General features: G+C 52.5%; 26 protein-coding genes and 2 rRNA genes (1 of these 28 only partly in view). 12 read left to right on the forward strand and 16 right to left on the reverse strand.

Going from position 1 to position 17,510, the window contains the following annotated elements:
• Positions 1-316: 316 nt before the first annotated feature.
• Positions 317-712 (forward strand): hypothetical protein, encoded by a 396-nt coding sequence (locus ACOCLE_RS11600; RefSeq protein WP_419533940.1) that lies wholly within the window; start codon positions 317-319, stop codon positions 710-712.
• 82 nt (positions 713-794) lie between these two features.
• On the opposite strand, the gene ACOCLE_RS11605 is transcribed toward ACOCLE_RS11600, so the two are convergent.
• Complete coding sequence (locus ACOCLE_RS11605; RefSeq protein WP_419533941.1) at positions 795-986, reverse strand: hypothetical protein; 192 nt, start codon at positions 984-986, stop codon at positions 795-797.
• A 716-nt stretch (positions 987-1,702) separates the two neighbouring features.
• On the opposite strand from ACOCLE_RS11605, the gene tnpC reads away from it, so the two are divergent.
• Positions 1,703-3,208: an IS66 family transposase gene (tnpC, locus tag ACOCLE_RS11610; RefSeq protein ID WP_419533942.1), complete on the forward strand. Its 1,506-nt coding sequence runs from the start codon at positions 1,703-1,705 to the stop codon at positions 3,206-3,208.
• Here tnpC and ACOCLE_RS11615 read toward each other — a convergent pair.
• The 12 genes from ACOCLE_RS11615 to ACOCLE_RS11670 all read right to left on the reverse strand — a co-directional run bounded on the left by ACOCLE_RS11615 (position 3,159) and on the right by ACOCLE_RS11670 (position 9,487).
• On the reverse strand, positions 3,159-3,443 hold the full coding sequence (locus ACOCLE_RS11615) for a hypothetical protein (protein ID WP_419536799.1): 285 nt from the start codon (positions 3,441-3,443) through the stop codon (positions 3,159-3,161). The two genes, tnpC and ACOCLE_RS11615, sit on opposite strands and share 50 nt — an antisense overlap.
• A 109-nt stretch (positions 3,444-3,552) precedes the next feature.
• Positions 3,553-5,172: a hypothetical protein gene (locus ACOCLE_RS11620; RefSeq protein WP_419536800.1), complete on the reverse strand. Its 1,620-nt coding sequence runs from the start codon at positions 5,170-5,172 to the stop codon at positions 3,553-3,555.
• On the reverse strand, positions 5,148-5,507 hold the full coding sequence (locus ACOCLE_RS11625; RefSeq protein ID WP_419536801.1) for a hypothetical protein: 360 nt from the start codon (positions 5,505-5,507) through the stop codon (positions 5,148-5,150). Before ACOCLE_RS11625 ends, ACOCLE_RS11620 begins: the two co-directional genes overlap by 25 nt.
• A 2-nt stretch (positions 5,508-5,509) precedes the next feature.
• Entirely contained in the window at positions 5,510-5,758 is a 249-nt protein-coding gene (locus ACOCLE_RS11630; RefSeq protein ID WP_419536802.1) for a hypothetical protein, read from the reverse strand.
• A gap of 2 nt (positions 5,759-5,760) precedes the next feature.
• Positions 5,761-6,168 carry a 3TM-type holin gene (locus ACOCLE_RS11635; RefSeq protein WP_419536803.1) on the reverse strand — a complete coding sequence of 136 codons (408 nt, stop codon included), beginning with the start codon at positions 6,166-6,168 and terminating at the stop codon, positions 5,761-5,763.
• Positions 6,161-6,559, reverse strand: a complete 399-nt coding sequence (locus ACOCLE_RS11640) for a hypothetical protein (protein ID WP_419536804.1) — start codon at positions 6,557-6,559, stop codon at positions 6,161-6,163. The genes ACOCLE_RS11635 and ACOCLE_RS11640 overlap by 8 nt, the downstream gene beginning before the upstream one ends.
• Positions 6,560-6,736: 177 nt before the next feature.
• A complete protein-coding gene (locus ACOCLE_RS11645; RefSeq protein ID WP_419536805.1) occupies positions 6,737-7,264 on the reverse strand; it encodes a hypothetical protein in 528 nt (175 codons plus the stop codon).
• 80 nt (positions 7,265-7,344) lie between these two features.
• Entirely contained in the window at positions 7,345-7,518 is a 174-nt protein-coding gene (locus ACOCLE_RS11650) for a hypothetical protein (RefSeq protein ID WP_419536806.1), read from the reverse strand.
• A gap of 20 nt (positions 7,519-7,538) precedes the next feature.
• Positions 7,539-7,838, reverse strand: coding sequence for a Ref family recombination enhancement nuclease (locus tag ACOCLE_RS11655; RefSeq protein ID WP_419536807.1), 300 nt, complete (start codon positions 7,836-7,838; stop codon positions 7,539-7,541).
• Positions 7,819-8,223 (reverse strand): hypothetical protein, encoded by a 405-nt coding sequence (locus tag ACOCLE_RS11660; RefSeq protein ID WP_419536808.1) that lies wholly within the window; start codon positions 8,221-8,223, stop codon positions 7,819-7,821. The genes ACOCLE_RS11655 and ACOCLE_RS11660 overlap by 20 nt, the downstream gene beginning before the upstream one ends.
• Before the next feature lie 32 nt (positions 8,224-8,255).
• Positions 8,256-8,756 (reverse strand): DUF1367 family protein, encoded by a 501-nt coding sequence (locus ACOCLE_RS11665; protein WP_419536809.1) that lies wholly within the window; start codon positions 8,754-8,756, stop codon positions 8,256-8,258.
• A complete protein-coding gene (locus tag ACOCLE_RS11670; protein ID WP_419536810.1) occupies positions 8,756-9,487 on the reverse strand; it encodes a replication protein P in 732 nt (243 codons plus the stop codon). Before ACOCLE_RS11670 ends, ACOCLE_RS11665 begins: the two co-directional genes overlap by 1 nt.
• On the opposite strand from ACOCLE_RS11670, the gene ACOCLE_RS11675 reads away from it, so the two are divergent.
• Positions 9,474-9,740, forward strand: coding sequence for a hypothetical protein (locus tag ACOCLE_RS11675; RefSeq protein WP_419536811.1), 267 nt, complete (start codon positions 9,474-9,476; stop codon positions 9,738-9,740). The two genes, ACOCLE_RS11670 and ACOCLE_RS11675, sit on opposite strands and share 14 nt — an antisense overlap.
• Positions 9,741-10,429: 689 nt before the next feature.
• Here ACOCLE_RS11675 and ACOCLE_RS11680 read toward each other — a convergent pair.
• Positions 10,430-10,732 (reverse strand): hypothetical protein, encoded by a 303-nt coding sequence (locus ACOCLE_RS11680; RefSeq protein WP_419536812.1) that lies wholly within the window; start codon positions 10,730-10,732, stop codon positions 10,430-10,432.
• A 214-nt stretch (positions 10,733-10,946) separates the two neighbouring features.
• Here ACOCLE_RS11680 and ACOCLE_RS11685 point away from each other — a divergent pair, with 214 nt between their 5' ends.
• The 9 genes from ACOCLE_RS11685 (at position 10,947) to ACOCLE_RS11725 (ending at position 16,962) form a co-directional block, all read left to right on the forward strand.
• Positions 10,947-11,588 carry a helix-turn-helix domain-containing protein gene (locus ACOCLE_RS11685; RefSeq protein WP_419536813.1) on the forward strand — a complete coding sequence of 214 codons (642 nt, stop codon included), beginning with the start codon at positions 10,947-10,949 and terminating at the stop codon, positions 11,586-11,588.
• A 339-nt stretch (positions 11,589-11,927) separates the two neighbouring features.
• The gene (locus tag ACOCLE_RS11690) at positions 11,928-12,260 is read left to right on the forward strand and encodes a hypothetical protein (RefSeq protein WP_066017888.1); all 333 of its coding nucleotides are present in this window, start codon (positions 11,928-11,930) and stop codon (positions 12,258-12,260) included.
• A complete protein-coding gene (locus ACOCLE_RS11695) occupies positions 12,253-12,627 on the forward strand; it encodes a hypothetical protein (RefSeq protein ID WP_139117618.1) in 375 nt (124 codons plus the stop codon). The genes ACOCLE_RS11690 and ACOCLE_RS11695 overlap by 8 nt, the downstream gene beginning before the upstream one ends.
• The gene (locus ACOCLE_RS11700) at positions 12,617-13,483 is read left to right on the forward strand and encodes an ERF family protein (RefSeq protein ID WP_419536814.1); all 867 of its coding nucleotides are present in this window, start codon (positions 12,617-12,619) and stop codon (positions 13,481-13,483) included. The genes ACOCLE_RS11695 and ACOCLE_RS11700 overlap by 11 nt, the downstream gene beginning before the upstream one ends.
• Positions 13,480-14,397 carry a YqaJ viral recombinase family protein gene (locus ACOCLE_RS11705; protein WP_419536815.1) on the forward strand — a complete coding sequence of 306 codons (918 nt, stop codon included), beginning with the start codon at positions 13,480-13,482 and terminating at the stop codon, positions 14,395-14,397. The genes ACOCLE_RS11700 and ACOCLE_RS11705 overlap by 4 nt, the downstream gene beginning before the upstream one ends.
• A gap of 12 nt (positions 14,398-14,409) precedes the next feature.
• Positions 14,410-14,928, forward strand: coding sequence for a single-stranded DNA-binding protein (gene ssb / locus ACOCLE_RS11710; protein ID WP_419536816.1), 519 nt, complete (start codon positions 14,410-14,412; stop codon positions 14,926-14,928).
• Between the two features lie 21 nt (positions 14,929-14,949).
• The gene (locus tag ACOCLE_RS11715) at positions 14,950-15,273 is read left to right on the forward strand and encodes a hypothetical protein (protein WP_419536817.1); all 324 of its coding nucleotides are present in this window, start codon (positions 14,950-14,952) and stop codon (positions 15,271-15,273) included.
• A gap of 56 nt (positions 15,274-15,329) precedes the next feature.
• On the forward strand, positions 15,330-16,595 hold the full coding sequence (locus ACOCLE_RS11720) for a hypothetical protein (RefSeq protein ID WP_419536818.1): 1,266 nt from the start codon (positions 15,330-15,332) through the stop codon (positions 16,593-16,595).
• 106 nt (positions 16,596-16,701) lie between these two features.
• Positions 16,702-16,962 (forward strand): helix-turn-helix domain-containing protein, encoded by a 261-nt coding sequence (locus tag ACOCLE_RS11725; protein WP_066017891.1) that lies wholly within the window; start codon positions 16,702-16,704, stop codon positions 16,960-16,962.
• A 72-nt stretch (positions 16,963-17,034) separates the two neighbouring features.
• On the opposite strand, the gene rrf is transcribed toward ACOCLE_RS11725, so the two are convergent.
• Both rrf and ACOCLE_RS11735 read right to left on the reverse strand, forming a co-directional pair.
• Positions 17,035-17,150, reverse strand: a 5S ribosomal RNA gene (gene rrf, locus ACOCLE_RS11730).
• Between the two features lie 119 nt (positions 17,151-17,269).
• Positions 17,270-17,510 (reverse strand): 23S ribosomal RNA (locus tag ACOCLE_RS11735); it runs 2,650 nt beyond the window's last position.

Consider the following 17,510-nt stretch of genomic DNA (forward strand, 5'->3'; position numbering starts at 1 on the left):
GCTTGGTGAACTGAGCTGAAAGACAATACCCTAAAGGACATAAAGATAAAGTGACGAGTCATAGCACTAGGAGTGCTGACCGGGAATGGACTGCCCTACTGCGGAGCCAGAAAATTGCTCTGAAAATTTTCTGTTTTCCTCGCTACGGGTGCTATTATCGGTCAGCCTCCAGGCCATGGCGAGGGACTTTAACGAAGAGTTTCGTTCAGCTCACTAGCACAATAAGGTATTGCAGCTGTTTTCTCTGCCAGCATTTAAGTGTGGTTCAGTGCAAAGCTCCACACATCAAGTTCCCACCATTGTTGAGGAAACAAAGATGAATAATTATTACCTCTCTTTAGGTGCAGACCACCCCGATTACCCGGGCTATGTGCGTATTACGGCGCCCACCCGCGATGATGCCCGCCAGTTAATGGAAACCCATCATGGCCACGACTGGACCGGCTGTTTTGAAACCTTTGATGAGCTGGATACCCACCAACGGGTTCAGCGCGACTACCTGATCTTTGATCATCTGACCGGCGAGGCGCTTGCCTGGACTTGCCATATCTGCAAGGAGAAACGGCCCGACAGTAAAATAGAGGTCACTCAACGCACATTACTGGAGGCAGATAATGCACCGGTTTACAACGTCCGATACTGCATTGATAACGATGAATGCCAGCACTGTATTGATGCCTTTATTGATCAGCAGCGTGGAGTATTGAATTAAACAGCGTTGCATGGCCATGCAATAAAGAGCAGCCAGGCGCATTGACGAGACTGCTCTGGCGCTCGGTCGCAGGTTGGTCACATCAGGAGTGCGCCCTTTCGTCCTGGTGATCCTCCGCCCAGGCCAGGGCTTTCTGAAAAGCCGCATCGCCATATTGTGCTGAGCTGAAGCGACGGGTCAGAGCACAAGATTTACGATTCCGCTTTTTCTGGGAGATATGCGCAAGCCAACCGGTTTGACCGTCTTTCTGGGTGTATTTTTCGATGCTCATCATAACCGGCGATCTCCCTTTTGTGGCAATCATTGTCCGTCAGCGGCCAGCTTTCCGACGGTGCGCAATTATTCACCAGACGAGATCCAAAAACCTTGATACGTATCAATACTTATTATCGGCGGATTTGCATTTCTGATGCTACTGAAATTTCAGTCAGTCTATGGTCGAAAAGAGAAGTATGAGGGGGGATGGGATATATGATGGAGGGAGGAACAGGGGAAAAAAGCTGACACTATCTGGGGGACAGGTATCAGCAAGAAACTCCATGGCAAATTTATATCCTGCTTTGTCTTGTTTCACAAGTCAGTATTGTTAACAGCCTACGTTTGATGGCATGGTTAGGTAAATACTGGCTCAATTCAAAACTGAGAAGCCAGTTGAACCTGATACTGCGTGAGATACCCAAGCGGCAAAGTGGGGCTAATAACAACCGCAGTCAGAGCCGGGAGCGATCCTTGTGATGGGTGAGACAATCTATGAGCCGGTTGTGGGGCGGGAGGAAGTTGGAGAGTTTACCTGTCAAAAATAATAACAGCCCTGGTGATCTGACCGATTCGCCTCCGTAAGAGGCGGTATTTTAGTGTGTCATTTTCAATACGACATAAACCGTCTTTGCAAAAAAAAAACGTAACTATTCAGCACCCTTCATATAAATCTGGAATTTTCTGATTTTTCGACCATCATCTTATACTCAATTTTTCTAACAAATCTCCAGTATGGAACCAGACTTCCCAGCTACTCCGTTTACCGAAGCTCTCCTTAAAGAGAATGAAGAGCTTCGGACCGAGAATGCGCTTTTACGGGAACGTTGCAGCGAACTGGAAGAAAGGGTTAATAAAAACAGTCAAAACAGTAGTAAGCCACCATCGTCAGATGGTTATCAAAAGCCCAGTAAAAAAGGGAGTGATAAAGGTGATACATCTTCCAAAGAAGCCCCCTGCTCCTCACAGGAAACACCGAACCCCAAAAGCCTTAGACCATCTTCAGGCAATAAACCAGGTGGCCAGAAAGGTCATCAAGGCTCTTGTTTGAGACGTGTCGCCTTACCCGATTATGTCAGGCATCTGAAGGTTGAAAAATGTTGCTGTTGCCAGTCTTCGCTTATCGATATTAAACCCACCAAATACATTGAGCGACAGGTTTTTGATCCAGGTAGACCCGGAGAATTTGAAGTTACCGCGTACTGGGCAGACGTTAAAGTATGTCCTTGTGGTAAACGGAACACCGCTGAGTTTCCCCAAGGAGTGAAAGCCGCTGCTCAATACGGAGAAGTGACTCAGGCAATGGCTGTTCATTTAAACCAGTATCACTTCATCCCATATCACCGGGTGTCTGAGTATTTCAATGCTATTTATTGCATGAGTGTCAGCGCAGGCTCTGTTGCCAATTTTGTTGCCTATACCCATGAGAACCTGGCCTCTACTGAGCAGAGTATCCGCGATGCTTTACAAGAAAGTCCGGTTGCAGGAGCGGATGAAACTGGCATGCGGGTTGACGGTTCACTGTGGTGGTTACACATTATGCGAGATGACCAATGGACGCTTTACTACCTCTCAGAAAGGCGAGGTTGTGAAGCAATGGATGCAATGGGCATCCTGCTGACTTTTGCAGGCATTCTGGTTCACGATCATTGGAAGTCCTACTTTGCCTATGCGGCAGTGCATGTGCTTTGTAATGCCCATCATCTGAGAGAGCTTCAGGGAGTTGTCGATAGGGATGCGAATAAGCTGGCTCTGCGGCTGATGAAATTGCTTACGCTCTCCTGGCACTTCTGCAAGAAATACAAAGCAGCCGGTCTGACTCAAATGCCTGGTGCAATACAGCTTCGCATTGAGACGATATACGACCAAATCCTTCAAAGGGCTCTCACGAAGGAAACCGCTTATATGGAAAAACAACGACAGGTGCTTGGACGTAAGAAGGTCAGGAATACCAAGGCCTACAACCTGTTCAAAAGGCTTATTGAGTTTAAGGTTGAAACGTTGCGCTTCATGTCGGACTTTTCAATTCCCTTCGATAACAATGGCAGTGAACGTGATGCCAGGATGGCCAAACTTAAGCAGAAGATCTCAGGCTGCTTCAGAAGCGAAGACGGAGGTACCATGTTTACCCGAATCCGAAGCTATTTATCATCTGCTAAAAAGCAGGGGTTGAACATATTTCAGGCGCTTCTTAAAGCGGTTCGAAATTACAACAATACGCCTTTGCTGGGTGCTGAATAGTTACGTTTTTTTGGATCTGTTCAGGGCCATACTCCCCTTTCACGGCTCGAAGCGATGCAAGCCATTCTTCTTCCACTTCCCGCCGGGCTTCCCGGTATCCCTGCCAGCGGCTTTGCAGGTCAGAGGCAAAGGCGTCACGCACCGCCTGTTCACGACGCTCGTTATCCAGAGCTGTATCCAGCTCCGCCTGCATCACCTCGTCCGGGGTCACGATCCTGACCAGTCCGTTGTCCATTATCGGTTGGTTTTCCCTCTGCGCCTGATCCATTCCAGGCGATGACCGGCCAGGATGGCGGGGTAGTTCCCCACCACCTTCTGGGTAAAAAGAATGATTGTCCGTTCCATCAGTAGGCTGACTTTCCTGGCGAGCGATACCTCAGCTCATTGATATTGATCTTCCGTCGTGGGAGTTTGAGCACCATCTGCTGGGCGATGGCGTAGCTGATCACCCGGTCATCGAAGCAGCCTTCCTGGGCATTAGTGGCGCCGTTGTCTTCGATGACATAGGTCTGGCACTCGGCGACGGTATCCTTGTTGCAGATACCACTCTCACCATCCCGCAGCAATGCCGCCAGGTGGTCGATCATCAGTGGCTTGGATTTCGTGGTGGTCTGCCAGCCGAGGCGTTTGGTGCGCTTCTGGCTTCGCTGGTCCACGGTGGTTTCCATGTAGAGATTGGGGTATTTCAAGTCTTTCAGCTTGGTCAGGGTGGTGAGACCGTGGTTGTTTCTTTCCACGCCGACAAGGGCATTGTGGTAGTAACGCCCCAGGTGGTTAAGCATCTTGCCCAGATCGTCCGGTGCCACATGCCCATGCCAGTGCGCCACCTGGTAACCCTCACGGTCACACACGTCGATGGTCGAGTAATCACCGTGCTTGTGCTGGTCATTGGCCGGTGCCAGCCCTTCCGCCACATCCGATCCCACCACATACTGGGTAGTGGGTTTGGGATGCTCCCAGATCTGCAGCAGACCCGGCTTGTGCCGGTTGATGCCGTTGGGGGTCAGTTCAATGGACTGGGTTGGGGAGTAACACTCGACTTTGGCCGCTTCGGTGTGTTTGGGATCGAACACCGGGCGACCGGAAAACAGAAACGCCTCCTGGATGTTGCAGGGGTATTCCTGTTTGAATTTGTCTTCGGATTTCAGCTCATAGATTTTCTGGCGACGCCACTGGAGCTGTTGATCATCCAGGTCATACTGCTGCTTCAGGTACTGTTCGTCGGCGTCTGCCCGGAAGTCCTCAGGGATCTCAGAGCGGTATTCGTCCTGCCAATACCACGGTATAAACACCAGCTCAAAATCACCACGGCCAGCATCAGCGTCCATAACGTAATCATAAAACACGCCTCCAACGCCGTTAGCAGTGCTTTCCAATATGACTTCAGTGTCTTTTTCATTAGGTACCGCCTGTAAAACACCCGCCAGGTGTTCATCCGCATTGGGCCAGAAGGCCACTTCCGATCCATGGAATAGCTGAGCCGTTGAGGATCGCCCTGCCCCCTTGTTGCCAGCCGTTCCAACCCGATAGCCAGAGTCATGGAAAAACTCCAACAGCTTGGAGCTTTTGTTTTTTAGCGTTCTCTGGGTAAAGATCGGCTGATGCTCATGGTATCTTTGTACCATATCAAACAAGTTGGCGGTGGCATCCGCTTCATGGGTCAGGATATAAGCCCGCAACCCCTTGCGATTGCTCACCAGCCAGTAAAAGCGGCCTTCAGTATAGGTGGAGCAGCCCTGTTGTCTGCCCTTAAGCACCACAATTCTTACTTTGCCGGTGCGCTGTCGCTGGTCTTCGATCCGGCTGTCCAGGTAAAGCTGAGCCTTGTTCAGCTGGAAGGGAATCACCTTCGCGCTCTTGGTGCGGATCTTCAGGCACTTGCTGGCGTAGAACGTAAACTCGGTGAGCAGCCGTTCTTTGGCTGTTTTTTTACCGAGAGCTACCCGTCCTTTTCTTCCAGCCATTCGTCCAGCGTCGGTATCTTTTCCGCTACCACGGTCTGCTCATGGCGATCCCGCCAGTGGTAACGGTTTTTCATGTACATGATCAGCATGGCGGGGGAGACATCCTTGTTCATACCTAACGCGCCCTGCATATACTTCTCTTCCCAGAACACCTCGGCCAGCACATCCGCCTGCGCCACAGCTTCGGCAAACGCTTCATGCTTATCGATGTACGACAGAAACGTGTTGTAGCTGATGCCCATCTCCGTTGCCGTGGCCTTACGGCTCAGACCGGTGCTCATCAATTCCTTCACCTGGTCGCACATCTCTGGCTTGTATTTGCTGTGGTTGGCCATGGTCAGAAAAACTGTTTGATGGCAAAGGCGATAATGCCTGCCGTGGTGGTGGCAGCAATCCACTGAATCACACTGCTGATGGTGGAGTTCTTCAGCACGGCTTTCTCAATGGAATCCAATCGTTCTTCACTGCGCTTTTCCCGAAGCGCAAGGTTCACCATGCGCTCATCGTGTTTGGCCAGGGTCTGCAGGATCTGGGTAATGCCGTCCAGCTTCTGTTCAATCCGATTGAACCGGTCTTCATCACCCATGACTATCTCCTGGCAACGCCCTTGAGTTTTTCCAGCGTCCGCGCACTTCCCAAGCCCAGCAAACAAAGCAGTAAAGTAATCACCGTGCTGGTGTCCGCTGTGGGTAACTGTTGAACCACTTGGGCTTTATCCACAAGCATCAAAACGATGATCACTGCATCACGAACAATCCAGGTCCAGGCCAGAATCAATACACAGAGCCAACCGAGTGCAGGCCGCCAGCCAGAGACAAAGACCGAGGGATGTTTGGCCTCTTCAATGTTGGCCATTGCCTGCAGTATGTGGGGTTGTTGTAACTGGTGATTCAACGACAATTCAGCTTTTGCCCGCTCTTCATCCGAGGTGAACAAGCCATCCAGCCCGCCCATCAGCTCTTTGGCTATCCCTGCCATCGGGTTCAGGTTAATCATCGTCCATTAGCTCAAAGTGAGGGTAATCCTTAAACCGGTGATCCCGTATTTCACCATCCCGATCCCAGTCACCACCCCAGCGCAGTTTGATGCCCATCCCCTGTGCAATGCCCAGAACAAAACCGGCAAAGTGGGCCGCTCGTTGATCGTCGAACCAGTTGATGGGATAAGCCATCACATCCACTGCTTTGGAAGGCAGGCTGTTGTGTTTACTGTCCGGCCACTGTAATTCCGACTTGCCACGTTCAAACGCCAGCGCCTGGTCAGCTTCACTTCGATGACCACAGATAATTGTACAGTCGTAATGCTCAATCACTTTATTGAAGACACGCTGAAGCCGCTCATCACAAGTCGACAACTGTCGCTTTGACGAAGCGGAAAAGTGAAACATGAAGTCCCTTTTTTTAGTGGTTCAGTTTGGAGGAGCCAAACATAGAAAACCCGGCAATGAGAGCCGGGTTTCTTTGAAGGATTTACGCATGTGGAGAATCAATTTTTGGGACCTTTCCCAACCTAGAGTTTTACCGTACGTTTACTGACATTTTGAGTCAAGGTCAGTGGTCAGATGCTATTCGTATCGGATACTGCCCGCCTGTTCCAGCAAGGCTTGAGCCTCATTTTCTGCCTGCGTAATCCATTCACTGCACACCCGATTGCATGCTTGCTTCCAGCGATACACCGTCCGTTCGCTTTTGCCGGTGATATCAAACCGCCCCTTTCGGGATCTCAACTGAGGATGCTGCAGTTCCACCATCAGCCAGAGCCTCAGCAACACCGGATTGCTGCGAATGGGTTTTGGCAGGCGTTCCTCACTGCGGAACCGGGACTGCATTCGCTGCCAGGCCATGAGCCGTTTCGGGTAATCATCACTGTAACGGATGATCAGGACATCGTGTAACTCCGGGGTCATTCCCTGCTGCAACCGACTCTGCCAGAGACCGTCATGCCCCAGTCGTTCATCCCGGCTACTGGCCTCACTGCCTGAGACCGTTTTCCGATAGCCAGAATTGATATCCCGATGCCAGCTGACGGAACTCATCATCAACTCCGGCGTCCCGAAGATGCGCAGCAGTGCCTGCTCCAGTGCCCGATACATACCCGTCCTCCTGTTGACTCACTTACTGGGGATAGGGTCACTTCCTGACGATTCGTTGTGATCGTTCACCCTCATCCCCGCTAATCGTTCTGAAAGTTGAAACGGCACTTTTTGGCTGACATCTGCTTCACAAACTCGTCCGCCTTGAGACTGCTGCTCCGCCATTCACCGTCCCAGTAATAGAGCCGGTTGTTCTTACCCAGCTTGTAATAGGTTCCCATCCAAAAGCCACTGGCTCCCTTGGGTGGTTGCATGGTTCATACTCCCTAATCCGCTAACCGACAAAACTCTGCCGGTATAATTCCACATCACTTCGAGTCTGTCGCACCAGTTCTTCCTCCTGCCCATATCGCTGGACAAATCGGCTGGCGTTCACATGAATGGCATCGTCGTAAAACCGGTGATGCCCCGGGCACAACGGCATGGTGTCAAAGTGGCTGGCCCTGCGTCCCATGCCCGTCCCCTGTCGCTGATGATACACTTCCGCCGAGACACCCGCCAGACCATTAATCCGGCAGGCAATGCAGCCCAGTTGTGCCACCATCTGCAGATAGTCACGCTCGCTGCGGGTCACAGGCCGTCTGCCATGCCTTGAGTTTACGGGCCAGGTAGCGCCGGTTGATTTTCAGCACAAACGCGGCTTCGGTCAGCGTCATCTCACGACACAATGCCAGCACATCGTCTTTAAACTCCGCCGGAAATACCTTGTAGTAAAGAGCCCGGGTCGGGTACGCCCAGTAAAACTCATCCACCTCTGGCTGTGATTTGCCCGGCTTGCGCCTGCGGATCTGGCGTTCACTGAGTTTGGGGTAGCTGCTGTTTTCCCCGGATTTCACGTAGAGGACAAACCGTCCACAGGCTGCCCGTTGCTGTTGGCAATACGAACGCCAGCCACAGTTCAGACAGGGGCAATTGTCCTCTTCCATCAGGGTTGCTTCAATCCGTGCTTGTGCCGCCATCCTTCGCTCTTCCTCTTCCGGACCACTGTCCGCTAATCAAAATTCACCAGCTGCTCAACCAGCCGGTCTACCCTCTCACGACTCCAACCCCGTTTGGGACTCAGCACATACCGGAGAAACACATCCAGCACTGCGGAGTAGACTTTCTCAAACTCCATCTGCTCCATATTCCTGAAAGCAATGCTCTTCGCCCTTACCCGCACCTTGCCGTCGGGGAAGCCAATCACCTGGTAGAAACCGGCCTGCACCAGAGCCCAATAGCGAAACTCGTCGAAATCCGGCAACGGCGTCACCCAGCGGTTGGAGCCAGCCATCTGCACCGGTGACTGCGGCAACCGCTCAAACTCGCCATAAGCGATACTGCACAGCTTCATAAACTTGCGGTGGAACCGGGCATTGCGAGCCTTACGGAACTCGGCACTGATCACCTGCCCCGGTTGCAGTTGGAGAATGAACGCCTCATCGTTGGCCGATACCGGCAACAGGATCGGTTGCGGCTGATAACTGCGCACCAGTTCCAGAGCAGCGGCCATCAGAACATCCCCATCAGCTTGGCCCTGGCACTCTCACCATCCAGCGGATCGATTCCCTGGTCGTTCATGGTCTCCCGCTGCAACTGGCTTGAGTAAGTCGCCGGATCAAACCGGTGTTCGATGGCCAGCTGATCTTCCAGTGGCTCTCCTTTCAACACTCGGTTGGTCAGAGCCTGATAGGCATTGGTAAATTTCACTTTCACATCGCGGCACTCCTGTGCTGAGCCAGCAGAACGCAACTCATGCCAGCCTGCCGTCCGCCCCGCCAGATACACCGCCCGATGGGACCATGGGTGGTGGTTTGGTGAACCGGCATGGTCATTAGCTTCCTGCCAGGCTTTCGCCATCTCCGGCAACCCCATGTCCTCGGGCTTCGGCTGACAGAACCGGCGAAACTCCGGGGCCGAGGGAGGCCAGTCGTTCCCCTCCCGTTTCACCCGGCGAATGCCCAGCTCCAACTGGTTCGGATGCAGGTCGATCAGAGTATCCAGCCACTGCCCCGTCCGATCCGCCAGACCGTGCTCCCGTGTCCACTTCGCTCCGTACAGGCCGATCATGATCCCAAACAGGTCCGCAATCTGCTTCGGGGTGATATCGTTCGCGCTCCTGCGCTCTTCCATGGGAGGCGAACCCTGCGCCGGTCGCTTGCTCTGGTGCGTAGTGTTCTGCGTTGGCTTCGAGGAATTGATCAAGCGCGCTGGGTTTGACAGAAGATCTTTGCCTTGCTGCATAGTTCACCGTCCATGGATTTTTAAGGTTGTCAGGGTTATTCAGGTAGGGTTCTGTGGTCATCACGTACTGGGTGCCGGTGGTACCGGTTTCGTCACAGTAACGACGGTAAGCCATCAGGTTGGCCAGCAGTTGATCAGAGTTGAAGCCCTCTTGCCGAATCAGCTTCCGGTACTTGTTGAAGGTTTTCTGCCTGTAGCCCTTTTTGCCCTCACGCTTTGGGAAGTTTGTCCACCACTGTTCAAAGTCTGCTGACAACTCATCCGTTTTTTCAGTGGGTTTCTGAGTAACCGGATCAGGTTGCTCAGTCGTGCTCCCGGCACTTGGTGGCACTTCCCCCGTCCTGGGGGTCGTACCAGTTGTGCTCCCGGCACTTGGTGGCACTTCCCCCGTCCTGGGGGTCGTGCAGTCGTCAGACTGCACATATGTTTTAGGTTTATCTCTCTTACTCTCTATCTCTCTTTCTCTCTTTCTCTCTAAGCGATCATCTGACGATGAACTCACGATCCGTTCACGAATCGTATCCAGCCGTTTAACTATGCCCTCTGAGCCCTTATAAACACTGGCTTTGTCAGCCATTGACTGAAGCAGTAACGACAGATCAGGCAGGTTATCCGGCAGCTCTTCCAGATGTTTGATCCGTGCCTCTAACTGCCCCTGATTGGTCGGCTCGTTGTACTGGAAAAACTTATTAATGCAGATAAAGTCCGACCCCTCGCGACGACTGATAAATCCAATCGTCGCCAGATCGTCAAGAGATCGTGAGGTGATCGTATGAGTCCAGCCCAGATCCGCCGTGATGTACCCCATGGGTAGCCGGTAGACGCCACTCAGGTCACTGTGTTCACAGGTCAAAAGGTAAACTGCGAGCAGTTTGCTATCACCGGACAACGACTGAATGTCATCACTGATCCAGAAACGACTTTCGATCTTGCCAAAGGTTTTCATCGTCTGCCCTCCCTGGGAAAATAGCGATCAGCCTCATCAACATTGTGCTGGTTAGTACGCATCCACTTATTGATAAAGCTCACCACCCGGTGTCCCGGGCCGGGCTCACTCCATTGGTCCAGCATGTATCGGTAGGCTTTCAGCAACTGCGCGGCAACATCGACATCCGGACACTCCCAGCACAGCTTCTCATAGTGGTCAGCCGATAAGGTCTGGTTTGGCCGGTCACACATTGGCCAGATAATGTCCTGCCAATGCTCGGGATGTTCAGGAATGTCCTGTTCCTCTGGGTCAATCATGGTGTGCCTCCATTCAATCGTTATGACTCACTCAAAATTCCATTTTTAAATTTAATTACCCGAATTATATTTACTCACATAAACTTTAATCGCAAATAATTTCACCTTTATAAACTAAAGCAATGATTCTTCACACTATCCACGAGGCTTGCCCATACATTCATCGGTTATGTCGTGTTAAATTTTTTTACATCCATAAACAACCACTACGGAAATGCATGTGACGATTCACTGGTCAGAACGAGCCCGACAGAAGGCAAGCGAACTCGGCATCCGGGATCTGGAGATTGCATCACGATCAGGCTGGAGTAAGTCCAGTGTCAGTCTGTGGATGAATGGTCAGCGCGAGCCCAAGCTGGAACAGAAAATGGCCGTGGCCGAAGTATTGGGCGTGAGCGTTCACTGGCTGGATACTGGCGAAGAAGCCCCGGAAGATCACAAACTGCCAGTGATCACCATGGATGACATCGAAAAATTCTGGGCAGAAATTGAGGAGAAGGGGAGGGTATACCAGGAGACTTCCGGTATCCGCATTATCGAGTCCTGCAGCGCGAACAGCTTCCTGGTCATTATGGACAACGATACGATGATTGATCTGACCAATGCCGAGAAGAAGCATATTCCGGAAGGCAGTTCTGTACAGATTGATGTCGATACCATGCCTCAATCCGGCGATATTCTTCTGGTTCAGCATAACGACCGAATGGTTCTGCGGGAGTGGAAACGCCTCAGCGCGACCGAGCACTACCTCAGGGTCATCAACCGGCTCTACAGCAACCTGGATTTCACCCATGAGGGAGACATCATGGAGATTTTTAAAGGAACAGCGGTAGGCTATAGCCTGTCACTTCGTTAATGACACCAGGTTTCCAGATAACCTCCACGGCCAGAAGTGCCGTGGTTTCCTTTAAACTATTTGACCGTGATTAACCCGCCTTGAATCCCGATATGTAAACAACAGAACTCCGAACCATAAACTGCTCAATCACACGAAAAGCCAATATTTAAATAACGAAATAACCCACTCAGTCCTTCAACCCTCCTACAGCCACTAAATTCAGTGACCATTTACATTGTTTAGTCAATATCTATCAACGCTATTCTCAGTATAGATAAATATTATCTATTCCCTATTTATAAATTTATATTCCTTGTGTGTAGATTAGATAATAAATAATAAATCTGTGGAATATTAATGGACGCTGTCACCCGTGATCTCAACCAGCATCTTCATGCCCTCGATGCCAGAGAAACCCTGGAAGAGTGTATCGAGACCGAACTGGAACGAATCGAAACCGACTTTCAGCAAAGCCTGGAAACCAACGGCACCTTCCTGGTTAGAGGTATTGGTCTCATCACGGCCATGTCCCTGATCCAGTTTCTCATCTTAGAAGAATTTCACCCCATGCAGGGCTTTCGCTGGCTGGCTGTCAAACAGCTGGCCCATGACTGCAGTGACGAACACTCCCGCCTTTCCAGCTGGGACATCATTAACTATGCGAGCAAGCGAGGTTATTGCCGTGGCTAACCAACAGGCGATTCATGAAAACCGGCTGGCAGAACCGGTAATCACCGGCATCAGCGACTGGCTGAACATCAATCAATACACCTATGACTACGGCAAGGTCTGCCAGCTGAAAGACCGTATTGCCAAAAAGGTCTCACCGAGCATGACGGTTCTTCAGATCTACCGGGTCATCCGGGACGAAATCGCCGCGTGGCGCAAAGACCCCAAAACCTGTGATGCGGTGATCGTCGATTTCCGCGCCTGGTGTGAACTGCACGACACCTTATCCAAAGCACTGGAGAAAAGTTTCCGCATGGAAATAGCCGACCAGGTGCTCGCCGTCAGACACCGAATTCTCACCGATGAGGCCCGCCGCCATGCCCGCTAAAAAGAAAGTGCAGGAGTGTATCACCCAGGAAACCCACCCAATGACGGTGCCGGACACCACCCCCGTTACTGAGATGGGTCAGCTGCTCAACCGCGTTCTGGAGAACGGCGCCAATATCGAAACCCTCGAACGGGTCATGAAACTCTACGAACAGCGGCAGGCAAAGCTGGCAGAACAGCAGTTCAACCATGCCTTTGCCACTTTTCAAAAAGAACTGCCTGCGGTCAAAAAGAGCAAGACCGCCAGCTTCACCACCACCAAAGGCTACACCATGAAATACAGTTATGCCTCCATGGATGATGTGGTGCAGGCGGTTCAACCGGTGCTGCACACAGTGGGTCTCAGCTACTGGTTTGAACAGTCGCAGGAACAGGTAGCGGTACAAAAGGAGGTTGAACGACAACGAGGCATCACAGAAACACGACCGGTAACCGTTAGCATGATCACCATCACCTGCCACCTGGGGCATGTATCCTGTCACGCCATCCGCAATACCGTTTCCGGTCCGGTGGACGCCAGCGGCAACAAAAACCAGATCCAGCAAATGTCCTCTGCGGTCACCTATCTGAAGCGGATCGCACTGGTCGGCATCCTTGGCGTGGCCTGCACCGATGACGATGTGGACGGCCATGCTCCGGACGTACCGACGGAAAAGCCATCGGTATACCCGGACGACGACTTCCAGCGCAACCTGCCGGACTGGACCGCCCGTATCGAGTCCGGCCGCAACACCGTGGAAGACATCATCATCAACGCCGAAAGCAGAGCCCCCCTTTCCCCCCAACAGGTTCAGCACATCCAGGCTATCCAGCCACGTTCCATCCAACCACACTCCACCCAGGAGGCCAATAAATGAAACTGATCAATGTCAAACAGGGCAGTCCTGAATGGCTGGCTTTGCGGCGGGCACACTTCACCGCCAGTGAAGCACCCGCCATGATGGGTGACAGCCCCTTCATCAGCCGTGACCAACTGATCTATCAGAAAGTCACCGGCTATACGCCACCGGTCACGCCCCAGCAGCAACACCGCTTTGATATGGGGCACGCGGCAGAAGCTGAGGCTCGTCCCATCATTGAAGCACAGGAGATGAAAACCCTCTTCCCGGTGACTGGCACCCGGACCGTGGAAGGCCTGCCCCTGCTGGCCAGCTTTGACGGCCTTGATCTGGATCGAAAACTGATCTTCGAACACAAACTCTGGAACCCAAAAGTCGTCGCTCAAATCGAAGGGGAAGGTATTGAACCCGGTTACTACTGGCAACTGGAGCAACAGCTGCTGGTCGCAAACCAGAAAGGGGGTCGGGTCATCTTTGTCTGCTCCGATGGCACCCGTGAAAACCTCCGCTGGGTCTATTACGACGCTCACGACGATCGACGTCATGCCCTGATCGAAGGCTGGCAGCAATTCAAGACCGATCTGGAGCAAGCGGAGAGACTGCACGACAAAGGGCAACTCCCCAACCCATACGCTGAAGCGGTCGTTCGACACGATGACACCTTCCAAAAAGCAGAACAGAGCTACCACCTAGCCCTGCAGACACTGAATGCCGCCAAAGCCCTGGCAGAGAAGACCAAACAGGATCTGATCGACCTGACCGGTGGTGCCAAAACCAAAGGCAGCCAATTCCAGCTCTACCCCACCTACCGCAAAGGTAACGTGAAATGGCAGGACGCCTTCAAAGCCATGCTGCCGGAAGTCCCCATGAAAGACCTGGAGAAATACAAAGGCAAACCGGCCACGGTCTGGACGGTAAAACCCCTGAACTAAAGGAGAACCTTAATGAGCAGAGGCGTTAATAAAGTCATCCTGGTTGGGCATGTCGGGCAGGAACCCGTCGTGCGCTATACCCCCGGTGGCGAAGCGGTGGCCAACATCAGTCTTGCTACCTCGGAGAAATGGAAGGACCGGAACGGACAGCCACAGGAAAGAACCGAGTGGCACCGCATCGTCACCTTCGGCAAGCTGGCAGACATTGCCCAGCAGCTGGTGCGCAAGGGCAGCAAGCTCTACATCGAAGGCAAGCTCCAGACCCGCAAGTGGCAGGACAATCATGGCCAGGACCGATACACCACGGAAGTCGTGGTCACCGGCTTCAACGGACAGATTCAGATCCTGGACAAGCTGAATGAGCAGCCTGCCCAGCAACAACAACAGCAGCAGCATCAGCCACCACAACACGCCGCTCACCACGGCAACCATCACCAGCCACAGAACACCCGCTACCCAGCCAAGACGAACCCGCCGTCATCGCCACCCGCTGAGGGGTATGACGACTACGACGATTCGATTCCTTTCTAACCCAACGGAGAATGGCAGCCCATGGATGGATTAACGGCCGATGACCTGGCTCTGGCCCTGGAGATCAAACATAAACGCGCAGCGGGCATCAACACCCGCAAAGAGGAAGCGGAACTCTCGGAAAAAATCCGCATTGCAGACCAGATCGGCGATCGAATGGGAGGACTGCCACTGGATGCTGAAACCGTGATGATCGAAATGACCGCCCTGATCGTGGCCATTACCGTGGGTATCCACAGCCCCCTTGCGAGGGATCAATCCATGCTGGTCACCGGACTGATCCTGCAACGCCTGCAGGAAAATGACCCGTACCCTAACCATCACTCAACAGAACGCATTCACTGATAGACACCAGAGCAGTCACACAACGCTGAAGAGCAGGAAGCGAGAGGACGTTGACTATGAACAGCACAGTGCTTACTAAAAACAGCACCACCCCCATCACCAGCCTGGATCAGGCTGAACTGAAAATCCGACGCGCCGGTATCATTCGCCTCAACCCTGAAGGCCAGGAACAGGTAGACGGTGAGGAGCTGCTGCAAACCGTCTGTGGCTTTAACCTGGAATCCAAAACCGTGGCTCAGGCGATTAAACGACAGATCGCAAAGCATGAGTTTTGCGAAGGAAAGGACTTTACAACATCGATGTTGCAAAGTTCTGGAGGCCGTCCCAGACGGGTTTATCACTTCTCGGTGAATGCAGCGAACCACGTTCTGCTGTCCGCCATGACCCAGGAAGGCAAACAGGCCAGGCAAGAGGCCATTGATGAAAAGCGGAAACAGCAACTCACGGATGCCCTCAATATACCTCCGTCATCCGAAAAGCCAGCGCTGGATCAACGAGAGAACTACACACCGCAGGTGTTGCTCGAAATCAACATGGCCACTTCCCTGAAAGCCATCGCCTTTGCCGAAGCACTGGGCTTTACCGGCAACCAGAAACTGCTCTCCGCTGACCGGCTACTGAAAAGCCAGATCGGTTTCTCCCCGCTGGAAGCCATGGGTCAGAGACAACTGATCGCACCCGTTCAGCAAATGACATTTACCCCAACCCAGCTCGGGCAGATGATGACACCACCCCAGGACGCCCGAGAGGTAAACCGACGGCTGGAAGCAGCAAGACTGCAAACCAGGATCGACCGGCAGTGGATACCGACCGACCTTGGAACGCCGTTCTGTGAAATCCTCGACACCGGGAAGTCCCACCACAGCGGTACTCCGGTAAAGCAGGTGAAGTGGTATCAGACCGTGCTGGATCGTTTAGTTCCCAGGACCGATGCCGGCCCCGAAACGGTACCAATGGATCTGAATAGCCACGATGCTGACCCGCCGCTGTGTGGTTCAGACGAAGACTGCGAGCCCGTACCAAGAAAACCAAAGCGCAAACGGAACCGCTACGAGCTGGACGATTACTTCTCACTGGTGGAACTGGGGAAATTTATTGGCAGAAGCCGTCAGCATGTGGTCGAGGTGCTGGAGAAACACCGTATCATCAAATGGACTGGACAGGGGAAAAAAGGGAAATACCTGCTCACCGATAGGGGCTGGCAGTACGGCCTGATGTACGACCCCACCGAAACCCTATTTCATAACCGACAGAGCAAGCGACTGACCACCAGTAACGCACAGCCGGTACTGGGTTATGACATCCTGAAATTTTTCCATTAAAACCGGGGAAAGTTCAGGAAGCAGAAGAACACGCTTCATGGCAGTTGAAGCATCTTACGGGATAACAGAACCCTGTTATCCGATCGCCAGGAAAGGAGACCATGGCATGGACGTGAAATCACCCATCGAATGCATCAATTACTCAACCCGCGAAGCCGCGTTGTACATCGGGGTCTGTAAAAGTGCTCTGGATAAATCAAGAGTATCGGGCGTGCTGTTTGGCCAGACCCCGCCCCCATTTCTGAAACTGGGACGTTCCATCCGCTACCGGGTCGAAGACCTGAAAGCGTGGCTGGACCAGCAGCAATCCTATGAAACCCTGGCACAGGCTGAGTCGGATAAAAATTTCGGCGACTATCCGAACTGATTCCGAACCTGACCAAACGCACAAAAGGCTTCCCGAGGAAAGCCTTTGTTTTTTCTACACTTTAAATTGGGTGCCTGGCGATGACCTACTCTCACATGGGGATGCCCCACACTACCATCGGCGATCGATCATTTCACTGCTGAGTTCGGGATGGGATCAGGTGGTTCTAACCTTCTATGGTCGCCAGGCTTAACTGGTTGAACTCAAAGCCTTCAGGCTCTCAGTTCTGGAATCCGGTAATTAAGCTGATTCTTGCTTCACACTCTTGCGTATGGCTCTGCATATCTGCAGATCGCTTTGGCGTTATATGGTCAAGCCGCACGAGTCATTAGTATTGGTTAGCTCAACGCCTCACAGCGCTTACACACCCAACCTATCAACGTCATAGTCTTTAACGGCTCTTCAGGGGTATCTAGTACCCAGGGAAGTCTCATCTTGAAGGGGGCTTCCCGCTTAGATGCTTTCAGCGGTTATCCCGTCCGAACATAGCTACCGGGCAATGCGTCTGGCGACACAACCCGAACACCAGTGGTCCGTCCACTCCGGTC

Source organism: Endozoicomonas sp. (assembly GCF_965196975.1).
Lineage (GTDB): Bacteria > Pseudomonadota > Gammaproteobacteria > Pseudomonadales > Endozoicomonadaceae > Endozoicomonas.